Raw genomic sequence first — 14,883 nt, 5'->3', positions numbered from 1 at the left:
CACTGACGGAGGAGACAATGCCTGATGTCGCGCGTTCTGTTGCGGTCCGCGAAGGATCCCTTCCTCCCGGTGTCGCCGGAGGCGTCGCTGGCCAGGAACCTGTTCGCCACCAACAGCGGAAACATGCTGTTCACCCAGGCGATGCACAAACTACTTGCGGCAGCCGATGTCGAGGTGGTCGCCGACGGCCATGTCGCCGACCGGGTCGATCTCCTTCCGGAGACCGTGGCCAAGATCAACGACGAGTTCGACGCGTACGTGATCCCGCTGGCCAACGCCTTCAGACCGGGCTTCGCCAATCAACTGCGGCGGCTGACCCGGTTGATCAACCAACTCCAGATCCCGGTCGTGGTCGCGGGGGTGGGCGCGCAGGCGACCCCGAACGCGACCGAACTGCCCGAGAACCTGCAGGAAACCGTCGCGGCCTTCCTCAGCGCGGTGCTGGACAAGTCGGCCAAGATCGGAGTGCGCGGGGATATCACCCGCAGATGCCTTGCTGCGTTGGGATTCGGTGACGAACACGTGGAGGTGATCGGCTGCCCGTCGCTGTACGCGTCCGGCCGCGAGCTGACCGTGACCAAGAATGATCATGGACTCTCGGCGGATTCACCGATCGCGGCCAATCTGACACTGTCCCAGGTGAACGTCGCCAAGATCATCAACCGCGCGGTCGACCGCTACCCTCAGATGATCTACATCCCGCAGACGATCAAGGAGCTGCGGATGCTGCTCTGGGGAGTACCGCTGCCAGGGCCGATCGACGAGAACATGCCGGCGACCCTTGATCATCCGCTGTATCGGCAGGGTCGGGTACGGTTCTTCCTCGACCCGATCCGATGGCACCGTTTCCTGGCCGAACGCCAGTTCGCCTTCGGATCCCGGATCCACGGCAACATCGCAGCGCTGGCCGTCGGCACCCCGGCCTTCCTGCTGGCGTTCGACTCCCGGACCATCGAACTGGCCGACTATCACGCGATCCCGTACGCCCTCGCCCGCGACGTGGCACCCGACACCGACCCTGCCGAGCTGTACGACAGGGCGGACTTCACCGGCTTCAACGCCGCCCAACCGGAGAACGTCGACCGCTTCCTGGCGTTCCTGGAGAAGAACGGGCTGGCCCACAGCCAACTGCCCGGGCGGGAGAATCCGGAATTCGACCGCAGACTGGCCGAGGTCGACTTTCCCCCCGCCGTACGCCCGGCGTTCGGCGGTGGGGACGAGGCGATCGATCAACTGCTCAGCAGGCTGCGCTGGCTCTACCAGGGCGAGGATGTCGACCGGGCCAGGTCCTTCGGAGCGTACGAGCCCAGACCGTTCGGCAAGCTCCCCGAGCCGGTGAAAGCTCCCGAACCGGCGCGCACCGTTCGGCAAACCTCCCCGGCTCCCGCTCCACCGAGCCGCCGGCGCCGTGCGATCCGCCGGTTCCGCCGACTGGTGCGCCGGATCCGGTCCTGACCGGTGGGCCGGTCCCGGTGATGTCATGCTCGACACCAGCCCCGAACCAGTTGCTCCGATCACTTCTCAGGCACGGCCAAACTCTGTTGCCACCGGGTGGAGAATCGACACGTGAGGACCTTCCATCGCTACGTGGCGATCGGAGATTCAGCGACCGAGGGGCTTCAGGACTTCGACGAGAACGGCGCTTATCGGGGCTGGGCCGACCGCCTCGCCGAGCACATCGCGGCTGCCCAGGATCAACCGCTGGAATACGCCAACCTGGCAGTGCGCAGCCTCCGGTTGAGCGAGATCCGGCGGACCCAGTTCGACCGGGCGCTGGCCCTCGAGCCCGACCTGATGAGCATCGTCGGCGGAGTCAACGATGTGCTGGCGCCGCGGCCGGACTTCGGTCGGCTCGCTGTGGACTTCGACTACATGTTCACCGAATCCGCCTCACGGGGGATCACCGTCTTCACCTTCCTCATGCCGGATCCCAGCTTTCTCAAGCCGATCGGCCGTTACGTCAGGGAGCGCTCCCTGATCCTGTCCGACATCACCCGCGCCGCCGCTCAGAACGCCGGCGTCCTGGTGCTTGAACTTGCCCGGTATCCGGTCGCTTCGGATCCACGGCTCTGGTACGAGGACCGGCTGCACGGAAACCGGCTCGGCCACCAGCGGATGGCCGAGGCCTTCGCTGATCTGCTCGGCTATCCGGGCTTCGATCACTGGGCCGACCCGCTGCCGGACCCCTTGCCGCAACCGCCGGTCCTCGAGCGGATCGCCGGTGATCTTGATTGGGCCGTGCGGTGGTTCGGTCCGTGGCTCGGCCGAGGACTGGCGCATGTGCCGCACGGCCAGGGCATCACCGCCAAGCGGCCGAACCCCGAGGTGGTTGCGGTGACCCGGCACGCTCTGTCGACCGACAACGGCTGAGCTGATCGAATCACCCCGGCGCTGATCATCAACAGCGCTGGTCACGACAGATCGTCGGACCGCTACATTGGCCGAGGCTTTGCTGGGCAGACGGATGCGGCACGGAGGGGCGGATGATCTTCCTCGGGGTGGACGGTGGTGGGACGAAGACGGCGTTGTGCCTGATCAGCGGCGACGGCGAGCTGCTGGCCCGGCAGCAGACCGGAGCCAGCTACTTCGCCGGTCCACCCGGCGCCGGGCCACAGCACGTTCGACGCGTCCTGACCGACGCCGTACCGTCGCTGTGCGAGTCGGCTGGTGTGACCACCGCGATGATCGGCTTCGCCTTCTTCGGCATCCCCGCCTACGGAGAGTTGAGTGCCGACCAGCCGCTGCTCGACGAAGCTCCCCGCGCCGTGCTCGGGCATGATCGCTATCGCGTCGACAACGACGTTGTCTGTGGTTGGGCCGGATCGCTGGCGTTGACCGACGGCGTCAACGTGGTCGCCGGCACCGGCTCGATCGCGTACGGCAGGAACGGCGACCGCGGTGTCCGGGTCGGCGGCTGGGGCGAGCTGTTCGGAGACGAGGGGTCCGGTTACTGGATCGGTCTGCGTGGCCTTCAGGTCTTCTCCCAGTTGAGCGACGGCCGGTTGCCGTGGAGCCCCTTCGGTGATCTTGTCCGCGAACGGCTCGCGCTGACCGCGGACTTCGATCTGCTCGATGTCGTGCAACATCGCTGGGGGAACGATCGCGGCAAGATCGCTGCGTTGTCCCGGCTGGTCGCCGAAGCGGAACAAGCCGGAGACGCACAGGCCGCCGCGATCATCCGGGAGGCTGCCGATCAGCTGGTCCGGCATGTCACAGCGGTACGCGGTCGCGTCGGTTTCGATGACGGCTTCGCTGTGCCTGTGTCGTATTCGGGCGGGGTGTTCAATGCACCGGCGGTGTTGACCGCCTTCACCGAGCGGCTGGCCGACGGACCGTATGCCTACGAGCTCAGAACGCCGCGATTCGATCCGGCGATCGGAGCAGCACTCTTCGCCGCCTCGCTCGGCGGATCACCGCTGAGCGACAGCGCGCTTGATCACCTGGCTGGTCAACTCGCCTGATCAACTAGCTATGACCTGATGGCGCGGCGCTGCACCAGTTCCTTCTTGGCGAACTGACCGATGTGGTAGGTCGCCATGCCGTCGAGAACGGCTCCGACGCCACCGCCGACCAGCGGAATGCTGCGGGTGACCATCAGCGGCAGATGTTTGCCGCCGACCCGGGTCAGCAGACCCGTGAAGGCGATCTCGGCCACCTGGGCGTCCAATTCGGGATCGAAGACCGGAGCGGTGGCGACCGCCATCGGCGTGGTCGGCAACTTGCCGGAGGCGATCCGCCGTCCCAGCTGCTCGCCGCCGATCAGACACATCACCAGTGCGGTGCGGACTCTGCGGTCGTTGATGTCGTAGCCGCGCAGATGGGCGATCGCAGCAACCATCCGGACCTGGACCACTGCGACACCGGCGATATTGGCCGGAACCAGCAGGGCAGCGGTGGCCAAACCTCCGACGTTGGTGACGAAACCCTGGGCCGTACCGAGCCGGATGTGGCTGTCGATGATCGATTCGACCGCCTCGTCCACCGAACCCCCGGAACGCTCCAGATGCTTACCGGCGGCGGCCTTGGCCCCCGGCAGCCGTCCGGTGCCGTCGATGGCTACCTCCACGATCCGCCGCAGCGCGGAACCGGCGACCTGTGGCCCACCGGTGGTCACCGGCTGCAGCCGACGGGCAACCGCCCTACCGACATCCCTGGCTGTCGCCATCGAACCTCCGAACCTCATTCGTACCGGCCTGACTCGGGCCACCCGGCAGCGACCAGCGTACGTGTCGGGCAGCGGGATGCCGACTCCGAGCGGGAAAGAGTGGGGTTATCCCTGGGTCGTCCGCTCCCCGGGTGCCGCGGCGTCGACCGACCCGGCGTGCCAGACTCGAGACGTGGCGGATCGGTCGGGTGTCTTCTTCGGCGCGTCGTCGGTCTTCGGGTCGCCGCGGCGCTGGCCGGACAGCGACCTGATCGGGATGAGTGAGGAGTTCGGACCGGAGCTGGCGGTCGCCGGTTATCGCGCGGGCGTCTTCCCGATGCCGCAGCACGGTTTCCGTGGCCGGAGACTGATGGGCTGGTACTCGCCGTTGGACCGGGGGATCCTGCCGCTGGACGGTCTGCGGGTGTCACGGTCGCTGCGAAAGATGATCAAGCGGTACGCGATCACGGTCGACACTGCCTTCGACGAGGTGATCCGGCGCTGCGGGGATCCGTCGCGACCGGGCGGTTGGATCGACGAGCGGATCCTGCAGGTCTACACCGGGCTGCACCAGGCCGGCATCGTGCACTCCGTCGAGGCCAGAACCGCCGATGGCAGGCTGGCGGGCGGCCTGTACGGAGTGAGCATCGGCGGACTGTTCGCCGGGGAGTCGATGTTCCACGACCCGGTGATCGGCCGGGACGCATCGAAGGCCGCGCTGGTCGCCCTGGTCGACCTCCTGCGCGGCGACGGGCAGGACCGCCTGCTCGACGTCCAGTGGCAGACACCGCATCTGGCCAGCCTTGGTGTGATCGAGATCCCGCGGGAGGACTATCTTCGCCGGCTCGCAGTCGCCGTAACACTGCCGGCACCGGACTTCCGGGCACCGGCGGGCTGACCAGCCCCACGCAGCAGACCGTACGGTTGCCCGCTGTGAGTACTTTGGCGGTCCAGACGAGCCGCGTGCTTCGAATCCGGCATCCGTCGCCTGTCTGGACGGCGGATGTGCACGAGGGCCGTCGGCAAGAGTCATTGGACACCGTTCGTCCGAACCGTTGAACCCACCAACTCGATCGAGGAGTGCCGCATGCCAGTCGTGCCCACCCGCCGCCGGGTGTTCGGCCTGATCCTCGCCTTCGTGGCAGGCGGGTTGGTCGCGGTCCAGGCACGTGTCAACGGGGCGCTCGGCACCACACTGGGCAATGGCATCGTCGCGGCCCTGATCAGCTTCTCCACCGGTCTGGTGCTGCTCGGTGTCGTCGCACTCTGCAATGCCTCGGTCCGGCGTCGGTTCTCCGGGCTCAGAGCAGCATTGAGCGACCGCCGCCTGGCCTGGTGGCAGTTGCTCGGCGGGTTCTCGGGAGCCTTCCTGGTGCTGTCCCAGGGCGTCACGGTCACCGTCATCGGCCTGGCCACCTTCACCGTCGCGGCAGTCGGCGGGCAGCTGATCAGCAGTCTGCTGGTCGACCGTGCCGGACTGGGGCCGGCCGGCAAGGCTCCGGTGACGCTCAATCGCGCCGTGGGTGCAGGCATTGCGCTGATCGCCGTCCTGGTGGCCAGTGCCAACGGCATCACCGGCGGCCTCCCCGTGTACGCCTTGGCGCTGCTGCCTGCGTTGGCCGGATTCGGCACGGCTTGGCAACAGGCGGTCAACGGGCGGGTCGGGGTGGTCGCCGCCCGGTGGTCGCGACGGTGATCAACTTCCTGGTCGGCACAGCCGCGTTGATCATCGCGGCGGCGGTCAGCGTGCTGGCCCGCGGGCTTCCTGCCGCGCTGCCGCGCCAGCCCTGGCTCTATCTCGGTGGTTTGATCGGCGTGATCTTCATTGCCTCGGCCGCACTGATCGTCCGCTGGGTGGGTGTGCTGCTGCTCGGGATGACCTCCATCGCCGGCCAACTCACCGGCGCTGTCGTCGTCGAACTGGTTGCGCCGACCAGCGCGGGACTCAGTCTGATCAAGATTCTCGGCTGCGCCCTGACGCTGGTCGGCGTGATCATCGCCGTACGGCCGCAGCGTCGCCGCAGCCTCGACCGCACCGGTGGCTGACGCTTTGTGGCTCAGTCGACGAGCGACTGGGTCCCCACTACCACGGCCAGGGCGAGCTTCTCGGCATCCTCGCTGTCAGGTTCGGCGGTGTAGACCATGATCCGAAGATCATCATGGGCGACCACCAGCGTGTCGCAGTCGAGGTTGATCAGCCCGACCTCGGGATGATCGATCGTCTTGTGCCGGGCTCTGTGCGCCGACGGGGCCGGCTCGGCCCGTTCCCAGAGGCCGACGAATCCCGGATGGTGCGTACGCAGCTGGTCGATCAGTCGTTGCAGCCCCGGATCGGCCGGATAGCGCGCCGACGTCGCGCGCAACTCGGCGACGATCCCGGCGTGGAACTCCGCGGTCTCGACCGGGAGGTGGACCACCCGACTCGGTGCACCTGTCAGATTGCGCCAGACCGCATTGCGTTCCAGACCTCGCCAGTTCGTCGTCTCGCCCAGCACCGCTTCGTACGGCGCGTTGGTGATCAGCAGATTCCAGGCGGCGTCGAAGACCGCGACGGGAGTGTTGGAGAGCCGGTCGAGCAGCCGTTGCACACTCGGCGCGATACGTGTCGGAACCGTTCCCGGCCCCGGTGCGGCAAGGCCCGCCAATCGGAAGAGCAGATCGCGCTCGTCGTGGCTCAGCCGCAGGGCCCGGGCCAACGCCTCGACCACCTGGGCCGACGGTGAGGTCGCCCGACCCTGCTCCAGCCGGGTCAGATAGTCGACGGAGATCCCGGCAAGTCCGGCGAGCTCCTCCCGACGCAGGCCCCGTGCGCGCCGGCGCGAGCCGTTCGGCACACCGACGGTTCCCGGGGCGATCCGGTCCCGCCAACGCCGCAGAGCCAGGCCGAACTCCCACGCATCCATGACACCAGTGTGCTCCGGCCCGGCCCGGCTTTCCTGGCCCTGTCAGTCCTAGGAGAACCGGACGACTCGTTGGCGATCTTCGACCGACGAATGCTGGGGCCATGACGACGACACTGATCACCGGGGCGAACAAGGGTCTCGGCAAGGAAACCGCCCGGCACCTGATCGCTGCGGGGCACACGGTCTACATCGGGGCGCGCGATCCTGATCGCGGACGCGCCGCCGCAACAGAACTGGGCGGTCGGTTCATCCAACTCGATGTCACCGATGACGCATCGGTCACTGCGGCGTTCGCCGCCATCGATGCGGACGGCGGCCTTGACGTGTTGATCAACAACGCCGGTATCGCCAAGTGGGCACTGAACGGACCCGAGGCTTTGGAGGTGTTCGACACCAATGCCGTCGGGATCCTCCGAGTCACCGAGGCTGCACTTCCGCTGCTGGAGCGGTCGGACAATCCGGTGATCGTCAACATCTCCAGCGCACTGGGCTCCTTCGGCGCGGTCACCGACCCGGCCAGACCGGCCCATCACGTCCGGGCGATCGTCTACGGCGCCAGCAAGGCCGCCGTCTCCATGCTGACCCTGCAGTACGCGTTGGCCTATCCGAAGATCAGGATCAACGCGGTCGAGCCCGGATACACCGCGACCGAACTCGGCGGCGGTCCGGTGCTGGAAGGCGCCCAACCGGTCGAGGCAGGAGCCCGACCCATCGTCCGGATGGCGACGATCGGCCGGGACGGACCGACCGGCACGCTTCAGGAGGATGCCGGCCGGCTCGCCTGGTAGGGGTCGGGCAGGTTGCGCGATCGACGGCACTGTCTGCGGCCCGCGACATAATGGCTGCATGCCGGAGATGCCGGAGGTCGAGTCGCTGGTCCGATTCCTGGGTCAGCGGTTGGCCGGTCGCGCGTTCGCGCGGGTCGAGTTGGCGGCGTTCAGCGCGCTCAAGACCTACGATCCGCCGCTGTCGGCGCTGCAGGGCCTCGAGGTCGAATCGGTACGCCGGCACGGCAAGTTCCTCGACATCGACGCCCAGGGCGTCCACCTGATCTTCCATCTGGCCCGCGCCGGCTGGCTGCGATGGCGCGACGAGATGACCGACAAGCCGCTGCGTCCCGGCAAGGGACCGATGGCGCTGCGGGCTGTGTTCGACGACAACTCCGGCTTCGATCTGACCGAGGCGGGCACGCAGCGCAAGCTCGCGGTCTACGTGACGACCGATCCGATGCTCGTGCCGCACATCGCCGGGCTCGGCCCGGATCCACTGGATGAGACCTTCACCCTCGAGACGCTGACCAAGCTGTTGGGGGAGGCCGGACGGGCTCAGCTGAAGGGCGTGCTGAAGGATCAGCGGGTGATCGCCGGGATTGGCAACGCGTACTCCGACGAGATCCTGCACCGGGCGAAGCTGAGCCCGTTCAAGCCGTCCAACAGCCTGACCGACGCGGAGCGCACCGGCCTGTTCGCGGCGATGAAGGACGAACTTGCCGACGCCATCAAGCGTTCGGAGGGGCTGGCGGTCAAGGACCTCAAGGGCGAGAAGAAGTCGGGCCTGCGGGTGCACGGTCGGACCGGGGAGAAGTGTCCGGTCTGCGGCGACACGATCGCCGAGGTCTCCTTCGCCGATTCGTCGCTGCAGTACTGTCCGACCTGCCAGACCGGCGGCAAGAAGCTGGCCGATCGACGACTCTCACGATTGCTCAAGTAATCACACGGTTCTCACACGCAACGTGCGGCACGGCTCCACAATGGTGAGGTGTCTGAACTGCCCACCATCACTCCGTCCGAGGTCGATCTGTTGCCCGGACCGGAGTGGATGATGCTCGACGTCCGAACCGATGCCGAATGGGCGGAGGGCAGGATCGAGGGCTCGATCCACATCCCGCTGGACCAACTGATGTCCCGGATCGACGAGGTCAGCGACAAGGTGATCTGTATCTGCGCTGTGGGCGGGCGTTCGGCGCAGGCGACCGCGTACCTGCTGTCAACGGGCCGTGACGCGATCAATCTGGACGGCGGCATCCGGGCGTGGATGGCCGATGACCGGCCGGTCTCTCGCGGCTGAGCAGGTAGAACAGCCAAGAACGTGGACGACACGCCGCAAATATCAGGGAATATGTGACCCCTCGGCGAGAAGGCGGAGGGCCGTGGCGATCATGATCGCCGCGATCACGGCGTCGAGGATCCGCCAGGCACGTGGCGTGGTCATGACGCCGCGCAGCAGGCGGGCACCGTACCCGAGGGCGGCGAACCAGGCGACACTGGCCAGCATGCTGCCGGCGGCGAACCACCACCGTTGACCGCCGTGACTGTTGGCGACACCGCCGATCATCAGGACGGTGTCCAGATAAACGTGCGGGTTCAGCCAGGTTATCGCCAGACAGGCGGCGACCGCAGAGGACAGGGAAGGTCGCACGCCGGCGCTGTCGAGTTCGAGGCGCTCACCGACGAAGAGCCTGCGGATCGCCGCCGCCGCATAGCCGAACAGCACGATCGCCCCACAGAACCTGATCACGGTCATCGCCACCGGGGCACGTTCCACGATCGCGCCCAGCCCGCCGACACCGGCAGTGACCAGGACGACATCGGACAGCCAGCAGATCAGCACCAGGACGGTCACGTGGGACCGCAGGATCCCTTGGCGGAGCAGGAAACTGTTCTGCGCTCCGATCGCGACGATCAGCGACATCATCATGGCGAACCCCTGGACGGCACTCGTCAGCCCCGGTGTCGCGAATTGATCAACCAGCACGGCCAGACCGTACGCGACCCGACAGCGTCAGACCAGCTAAAGTTTCTGCAGATACGTAAGAACTGCTAAGGACGGTTGTGGACCTGCAGATCGACCAGTTACGAACCCTTGTCGCGGTCGTCGACCACGGCACCCTGGATGCCGCAGCACGTGAGCTCCGGGTGACGCCGTCGGCGGTCAGCCAGCGGCTCAAAGCACTCGAGTCCTCGGTCGGCCAGGTATTGGTCCGCCGGTCCCGGCCGGCCCGGCCGACGGAACCGGGCACGGTGGTCCTCCGGGTGGCCCGGCAGATGATCTTGCTCAACGACACGGCGGGTGTGGAACTCGCCGGAGCAGGGGCCGAGGGTGCGACAACCATTCCGGTGGTGATCAACGGTGACTCGTTGAACACCTGGGCGCTGCAGGCCTTGGCCGAGGTCGACCCGGAGCAACGGATCTCCTTCGAGGTGCACCGTGCCGATGAGGGTCTTTCGGTCGAACTGCTGCGCAACGGCACGGTGATGGCGGCCGTGACGTCGGTGGCCGAGCCGGTCCCCGGATGCAGCGTGCGTCGGCTGGGCACGATGGGCTACCGGCCGATGGCCAGTCCCGGTTATGTCGAACGCTGGTTCCCCGACGGGCCGACCATCGCGGCGCTGGCGGTCGCACCGGTGGTGGTCTTCGACCGCGACGACACACTGCAGGACCGGTATCTGCGGCGCAGGACCCGTCGACGGCTCGACCCGCCGCGGCACTTCATCCCTGTCTCCGCCGATTTCGCCCGGGCGATCGCTCTCGGCCTGGGCTGGGGGATGGTCCCGCCACAACAGAGCCGGGTGTTCGAGGACACCGGGTGCCTGGTTGAGTTCGACCCACCGGCACACGTCGACGTACCGCTCTACTGGCAGCAGTGGAAACTGCACACGCCGATGCTGGACCAGTTGGCCGATGCCATGATCAGCACGGCGGCGCGCGAACTGCGTTGACAGCGGGTGGCCGTCGGCGCGCCGGTGCATGATCGGCTGCGCCGGTCGCGTGATTGACTGGGAGTGTGACGACAAACGGTCAGGAGATCTTCGCCCACCGCGGTTTCAGCGGCCGCTACCCCGAGTCCACCCTCGCGTCGTATCGCGCGGCGATCGCCTACGCCGAAGAACATGATCTTGAGCTCGGTCTGGAGTGTGACGTCCACTTCAGCGCGGATGATCATCTGATCTGCCTGCACGATCTTGATCTGGACCGAACGTCGGACGCCACTGGTCCGGCATACGCGAAGACGCTGGAGGAGTTGCGCGCGGTCGACTTCGGCTCGTGGTTCACCGCCGATCCGACGCCGGATGAGAAGTCGGTCACCACCCTGGTCGAGTTGCTGGACATGATCGCCGAGGCCCGTGCCCGCGGCGTACGGATCACGCTCAACCTGGAGACCAAACATCCCAATCCCCGTGGAACGGAGATCGAGGACCGGGTCGCGGAGTTGCTGGCCGGCCACGGTTGGACCGGTGCCGATTCGCCGATCCGGTTGATCACCTTCTTCCCTGAGGCCCTGGTGAAGATGCGTGAGGTGCTGCCCGAGTTGCGACGCACCTTCCTGATCTCCGAGCTGTCCTCGGCCGGGGACGGTGCGCTGCCGGACGGTGTGCGGATCGTCGGGCCGGACCTGGAACGGGTGCGCAGGGACCCGGACTGGGTGGGCCGGATGATCGAGGCCGGCAATCAGGTGCACGTATGGACTGTCAACACGCCGGAGGACGTACGCTTCTGCCTCGATCTGGGCGTCACCGGCTTCACCACGGACTTCCCCGACGTGGTCGCGGAATCGCTGGCGGAGCTGTCCGCGGCTCGCTGACCGGCGTCAGGCAGGCTGATGGTCGCGGAGCAGTCGTCGGTGGGTCTTCGCCGCCTCCGCATGCAGCGCCCTGCCTTTGTCGGTGAGCTGGACCAGCAGCGCCCGCCGGTCCTCCGCGCAGAAATCCCGGGTGACCAGGCCGGCCTTCACCAGCCGGTCGACGATCCGGGACAGCGCGCTCTGGGTCATCGGTGAGATGCTGCCGAGATCCTTCATCCGGCACGGGCCGCCCGGAACGTCGATCTCGGCGATCAGATCGAGCACCTCGAACTCACTGAGTCCGATCTGATGCTCGGCAGTCAGCCGCCGGTCCAGTTCGGTGGACATCTTCAGGTAGCGACCCTGGAGGTCACGCCACTGCTCGACCAGGGCCGCATCGTTTGCAGCCATGCTCGCAGTATATATCATGACCGTGCATCGAATACTACCGAATAAAATGCTTGCGCATTAGATGACACAGCATCTAATGTAGTCGACGTGAACACACCCGACACCGCCACCGTCCGGTGGTCAAAGCAGCGCTGGGCGCTGCTCCTGGTGCTTTGCACCGTCCTCGCACTCGACGGGTTGGACGTCTCGATGGTGGGCGTCGCACTTCCCACGATCGGCGCGCAGCTCGGGATCGGAACCGCCACCCTGCAATGGGTGGTCTCGGGATACGTCCTGGGGTACGGAAGCCTGCTGCTGCTCGGCGGACGGCTGGCCGACCTGCTGGGCCGGCGGCGGATCTTCTTGATCGCGCTGTCGGTCTTCGTCCTCGCATCGTTGCTCGGCGGTGTGGCCGACAACCCCCAGTTGCTGATCGCGGCCCGCTTCATCAAGGGCTTGGCGGCGGCCTTCACCGCCCCGACCGGCTTCTCCATCATCACCACGAACTTCGCCGAAGGGCAGGAGCGCAACAAGGCCATCTCGATCTATTCGGTCTTCGGTGCATCCGGCTTCTCGCTCGGTCTGATCGTCGGTGGCCTGGTGACCGGGCTCAGCTGGCGCTGGACCATGATCTTCTCGATGCCGTTCGCGCTGGCCGTGCTGGCGCTCGGGCCGCTGGTCATCCCCAAGGACCGGCCGCAGGTCGGCAGGGGCAGTGATCTCGCCGGAGCCATCGCTCTTCCGGCGGGGATGCTGACGCTGGTCTACACCGTCGTCACCGCGCCCCAAGCCGGCTGGACCTCGCTGCGGACCATCATCGGATTCCTCGTGGCGGCACTGATCCTGGCCCTGTTCGGCGTCGTCGAATCACGGGTCCGGCACCCGTTGATCCGGTTCTCGATCATGAAACAAGGATGGGTCGCCCGGGCGAACCTTGCGGCGGTGGCGCTCTTCGGTGCCTACCTCAGTTTCCAGACGATCATCACGCTGTTCCTGCAGTCGGTGCTCGGCTGGCAGCCGCTGACCCTCGCCCTGGCCCTGCTGCCGGCGGGCCTGATCGTTGCCGGCAGCGCGCCGTTCGCCGACCGGCTGATCGATCGGTTCGGAGCGCCGAGGTTGATCATGCTCGGGCTGGCCAGCCAGGTGATCGGCTACCTGCTCTTCCTGCGTGTGGACACCCACCCGTCCTACCCGTTGGCGATCCTGCCGTCGGTGCTGCTGATCGGGCTCGGGTTCGCCATGGCCTTCCCGTCGATCAACGTGCAGGCGACCGCGGGCATCTCCAACGACGAACAGGGCCTGGCCGCCGGCCTGGTGCAGACCAGTACCCAGGTCGGGGCCGCGTTGGTGCTCGCCGTAACCACCGCGGTGGTGGCAAGCGGCATGCCGCAGGCCGGTGCGAGCGCCGGTCAGATGCTGGATGCGTACCGTCCGGGACTGCTGCTCAGCGCACTGGTCGCCGTCGCGGGCTTCGGGGTCGCGGCCTGGCCGCGGCGCAGGCTTCGCGTCCCGGAACCGGTGGTGGTCGAGCCCGAGCAGGAACGCGAACCGGTCGGCTGAGTCCAGGTTCGTCCGGTGGGGTGTCGCCGGCATCAGAAGGTCGCCGGTATCAGAAAGGTGTCAGAGATCGTCCCGGAGGATCGGGCAGGACATGCACCGCGGCCCGCCGCGGCCGGTACCCAACTCGGCTCCGGCGATCGTGATGACCTCGATGCCGGCGGCCTCCAGCCGGGCGTTGGTCTGGGTGTTCCGCTCGTACGCCACGGCGACCGTCGGCGCGATGCAAAGCGTGTTGTTGCCGTCGTCCCATTGCTCACGCTCGGCGGTCACCGGATCCAGACCGGTGTCGATCAAGTGCAATCGACCGATCCCCATCGCCTCGGCCGCCGCCTCCAGGAACGGCCGGGGCGTTCCGATCTCCAACTCGCCGCCATCGTCGAGCCGGATCGGCAGCGCCCGGAGATCATGGGCGACGTTGGGATACATCACCACAGCATCCGTGTCGACCATGGTGCAGATCGTGTCCAGATGCATGGTCGCCCGATCCTGGGCGATCGGCACCGCGAGCACGGTGCGGGCCAGGCCGGCCGACAGGACCGTCCGGGCGAGCTGTTCGGCTCCTGCCGGGGTGGTGCGCTCGCCGACGCCGACGGCCAGCGCACCGGGACCGAGCGCCATGATGTCGCCGCCCTCGATGTGCTCCGAGCCGGGCAGGGTCGGATCCGACCGGTCGGCACCGACCAACCGCTTCACACCGGCGAACCGGGGATGGAACTCATAGATCAGCTCGGTCAGCTGGGTCTCCCGGCGCCGGGCGGGCATGGTGAGCGAAGTGACCACCACCTGGTCGCCGATCCAGGCACTGGAGTCCCGGGTGAACAGCAGATTGGGCAGCGGATCGATCAGGAAGTCCTCGGGGCGAAGCAGACCCGTGACCAGGGTGCGGATCCCGGACACCTCGTCGTTGCGCAGTCCGGCCGTCATCACCTCGGCCAGCCGATCGGCACCGGCCGCGGACAGCTCCTGGCGCAAATACCGGCGCAACCGGTCGCCCAGTCGCAGGTCGCGCAGCGTCTGCTCGATCGCCATGCTGCGTGCCGCGTCGCTCTGCAGCGTCTGGACGAGCAGCTCGGTCAGATAAAGCACCTCGACGCCGCGGTCGCGCAGAGCGGTGGCGAACGCGTCGTGTTCGTCCTGAGCCCGGGCGACCCAGGGGATTCCGTCGAACAACAGCGCGTCGTTGTTCCGCGGGGTGAGTCGCCGGAGTTCGTTGCCCGGTCGGTGCAGCATCACGGTCCGCAGCCGACCGACCTCTGACCTGACGCCGACTGCCGGATCGGGGACCTGGGCCATGCGGTGAGATTAGCCCACAGGCCGCGGAAAAT

At 67.2% G+C, this 14,883-nt stretch carries 17 protein-coding genes; 12 read left to right on the top strand and 5 right to left on the bottom strand.

The genetic code is table 11. The features are described 5' to 3' along the window. Positions 1-24: 24 nt before the first annotated feature. The 3 genes from GJV80_RS16450 (at position 25) to GJV80_RS16440 (ending at position 3,461) form a co-directional block, all read left to right on the top strand. Positions 25-1,455 carry a polysaccharide pyruvyl transferase family protein gene (locus GJV80_RS16450; protein ID WP_154688822.1) on the top strand — a complete coding sequence of 477 codons (1,431 nt, stop codon included), beginning with the start codon at positions 25-27 and terminating at the stop codon, positions 1,453-1,455. Between the two features lie 111 nt (positions 1,456-1,566). After that, positions 1,567-2,370 carry an SGNH/GDSL hydrolase family protein gene (locus GJV80_RS16445; protein ID WP_195908974.1) on the top strand — a complete coding sequence of 268 codons (804 nt, stop codon included), beginning with the start codon at positions 1,567-1,569 and terminating at the stop codon, positions 2,368-2,370. 113 nt (positions 2,371-2,483) lie between these two features. Then, positions 2,484-3,461 carry a BadF/BadG/BcrA/BcrD ATPase family protein gene (locus GJV80_RS16440; RefSeq protein ID WP_230207770.1) on the top strand — a complete coding sequence of 326 codons (978 nt, stop codon included), beginning with the start codon at positions 2,484-2,486 and terminating at the stop codon, positions 3,459-3,461. A gap of 8 nt (positions 3,462-3,469) precedes the next feature. Here GJV80_RS16440 and GJV80_RS16435 read toward each other — a convergent pair whose 3' ends face one another. Continuing rightward, positions 3,470-4,165 carry a hypothetical protein gene (locus GJV80_RS16435; protein WP_154688820.1) on the bottom strand — a complete coding sequence of 232 codons (696 nt, stop codon included), beginning with the start codon at positions 4,163-4,165 and terminating at the stop codon, positions 3,470-3,472. A 256-nt stretch (positions 4,166-4,421) separates the two neighbouring features. Between GJV80_RS16435 and aat the strand changes: the two genes are divergently transcribed. The 3 genes from aat to GJV80_RS24110 all read left to right on the top strand — a co-directional run bounded on the left by aat (position 4,422) and on the right by GJV80_RS24110 (position 6,190). Continuing rightward, complete coding sequence (aat, locus tag GJV80_RS16430) at positions 4,422-5,042, top strand: leucyl/phenylalanyl-tRNA--protein transferase (RefSeq protein WP_230208425.1); 621 nt, start codon at positions 4,422-4,424, stop codon at positions 5,040-5,042. 189 nt (positions 5,043-5,231) lie between these two features. After that, positions 5,232-5,840: a DMT family transporter gene (locus GJV80_RS24115; RefSeq protein ID WP_230207769.1), complete on the top strand. Its 609-nt coding sequence runs from the start codon at positions 5,232-5,234 to the stop codon at positions 5,838-5,840. Further along, entirely contained in the window at positions 5,825-6,190 is a 366-nt protein-coding gene (locus tag GJV80_RS24110; RefSeq protein ID WP_230207768.1) for a DMT family transporter, read from the top strand. Before GJV80_RS24115 ends, GJV80_RS24110 begins: the two co-directional genes overlap by 16 nt. A gap of 11 nt (positions 6,191-6,201) precedes the next feature. On the opposite strand, the gene GJV80_RS16420 is transcribed toward GJV80_RS24110, so the two are convergent. Next, the gene (locus GJV80_RS16420; protein WP_154688818.1) at positions 6,202-7,047 is read right to left on the bottom strand and encodes a helix-turn-helix transcriptional regulator; all 846 of its coding nucleotides are present in this window, start codon (positions 7,045-7,047) and stop codon (positions 6,202-6,204) included. A 101-nt stretch (positions 7,048-7,148) separates the two neighbouring features. Between GJV80_RS16420 and GJV80_RS16415 the strand changes: the two genes are divergently transcribed. Genes GJV80_RS16415 through GJV80_RS16405 form a run of 3 tightly spaced genes read left to right on the top strand, consistent with a single transcriptional unit; the run spans position 7,149 to position 9,114 of the window. Next, positions 7,149-7,835: an SDR family NAD(P)-dependent oxidoreductase gene (locus GJV80_RS16415; protein ID WP_195908973.1), complete on the top strand. Its 687-nt coding sequence runs from the start codon at positions 7,149-7,151 to the stop codon at positions 7,833-7,835. 58 nt (positions 7,836-7,893) lie between these two features. After that, the gene (locus tag GJV80_RS16410; protein WP_154688817.1) at positions 7,894-8,757 is read left to right on the top strand and encodes an Fpg/Nei family DNA glycosylase; all 864 of its coding nucleotides are present in this window, start codon (positions 7,894-7,896) and stop codon (positions 8,755-8,757) included. Between the two features lie 48 nt (positions 8,758-8,805). Further along, complete coding sequence (locus tag GJV80_RS16405; RefSeq protein ID WP_230207767.1) at positions 8,806-9,114, top strand: rhodanese-like domain-containing protein; 309 nt, start codon at positions 8,806-8,808, stop codon at positions 9,112-9,114. Between the two features lie 42 nt (positions 9,115-9,156). On the opposite strand, the gene GJV80_RS16400 is transcribed toward GJV80_RS16405, so the two are convergent. Next, on the bottom strand, positions 9,157-9,801 hold the full coding sequence (locus tag GJV80_RS16400) for a LysE/ArgO family amino acid transporter (protein WP_230207766.1): 645 nt from the start codon (positions 9,799-9,801) through the stop codon (positions 9,157-9,159). A gap of 77 nt (positions 9,802-9,878) precedes the next feature. On the opposite strand from GJV80_RS16400, the gene GJV80_RS16395 reads away from it, so the two are divergent. Next, a complete protein-coding gene (locus GJV80_RS16395; RefSeq protein ID WP_154688816.1) occupies positions 9,879-10,766 on the top strand; it encodes an ArgP/LysG family DNA-binding transcriptional regulator in 888 nt (295 codons plus the stop codon). A 65-nt stretch (positions 10,767-10,831) separates the two neighbouring features. Next, positions 10,832-11,629, top strand: a complete 798-nt coding sequence (locus GJV80_RS16390; protein WP_195908972.1) for a glycerophosphodiester phosphodiesterase family protein — start codon at positions 10,832-10,834, stop codon at positions 11,627-11,629. A gap of 6 nt (positions 11,630-11,635) precedes the next feature. On the opposite strand, the gene GJV80_RS16385 is transcribed toward GJV80_RS16390, so the two are convergent. Next, on the bottom strand, positions 11,636-12,019 hold the full coding sequence (locus tag GJV80_RS16385) for a MarR family winged helix-turn-helix transcriptional regulator (protein WP_230207765.1): 384 nt from the start codon (positions 12,017-12,019) through the stop codon (positions 11,636-11,638). 87 nt (positions 12,020-12,106) lie between these two features. Here GJV80_RS16385 and GJV80_RS16380 point away from each other — a divergent pair, with 87 nt between their 5' ends. Next, entirely contained in the window at positions 12,107-13,558 is a 1,452-nt protein-coding gene (locus tag GJV80_RS16380) for an MFS transporter (protein WP_230207764.1), read from the top strand. A 60-nt stretch (positions 13,559-13,618) separates the two neighbouring features. Here the strand turns inward: GJV80_RS16380 and GJV80_RS16375 are convergent, their stop codons facing one another. Then, positions 13,619-14,851 (bottom strand): arginine deiminase, encoded by a 1,233-nt coding sequence (locus GJV80_RS16375; protein WP_154688813.1) that lies wholly within the window; start codon positions 14,849-14,851, stop codon positions 13,619-13,621. Between the last annotated feature and the right edge of the window lie 32 nt (positions 14,852-14,883).

It is taken from the genome of Microlunatus sp. Gsoil 973 (genome assembly GCF_009707365.1).
Classification (GTDB): Bacteria; Actinomycetota; Actinomycetes; order Propionibacteriales; family Propionibacteriaceae; genus Microlunatus.
The sequence above is the reverse complement of the archived record's forward strand: the minus strand, read 5'-3'. Positions and strand labels throughout refer to the sequence as shown.

Excerpts from the sequence above, each read along its gene's own strand:
- GJV80_RS16385 (WP_230207765.1), bottom strand. The coding sequence starts at position 12,019 with ATGGCTGCAAACGATGCGGCCCTGGTCGAGCAGTGGCGTGACCTCCAG.
- GJV80_RS16415 (WP_195908973.1), top strand. The coding sequence starts at position 7,149 with ATGACGACGACACTGATCACCGGGGCGAACAAGGGTCTCGGCAAGGAA.
- GJV80_RS16435 (WP_154688820.1), bottom strand. The coding sequence starts at position 4,165 with ATGGCGACAGCCAGGGATGTCGGTAGGGCGGTTGCCCGTCGGCTGCAG.
- GJV80_RS16375 (WP_154688813.1), bottom strand. The coding sequence starts at position 14,851 with ATGGCCCAGGTCCCCGATCCGGCAGTCGGCGTCAGGTCAGAGGTCGGT.
- GJV80_RS16440 (WP_230207770.1), top strand. The coding sequence starts at position 2,484 with ATGATCTTCCTCGGGGTGGACGGTGGTGGGACGAAGACGGCGTTGTGC.
- GJV80_RS16450 (WP_154688822.1), top strand. The coding sequence starts at position 25 with ATGTCGCGCGTTCTGTTGCGGTCCGCGAAGGATCCCTTCCTCCCGGTG.
- GJV80_RS16410 (WP_154688817.1), top strand. The coding sequence starts at position 7,894 with ATGCCGGAGATGCCGGAGGTCGAGTCGCTGGTCCGATTCCTGGGTCAG.
- aat (WP_230208425.1), top strand. The coding sequence starts at position 4,422 with ATGAGTGAGGAGTTCGGACCGGAGCTGGCGGTCGCCGGTTATCGCGCG.
- GJV80_RS24115 (WP_230207769.1), top strand. The coding sequence starts at position 5,232 with ATGCCAGTCGTGCCCACCCGCCGCCGGGTGTTCGGCCTGATCCTCGCC.
- GJV80_RS16420 (WP_154688818.1), bottom strand. The coding sequence starts at position 7,047 with ATGGATGCGTGGGAGTTCGGCCTGGCTCTGCGGCGTTGGCGGGACCGG.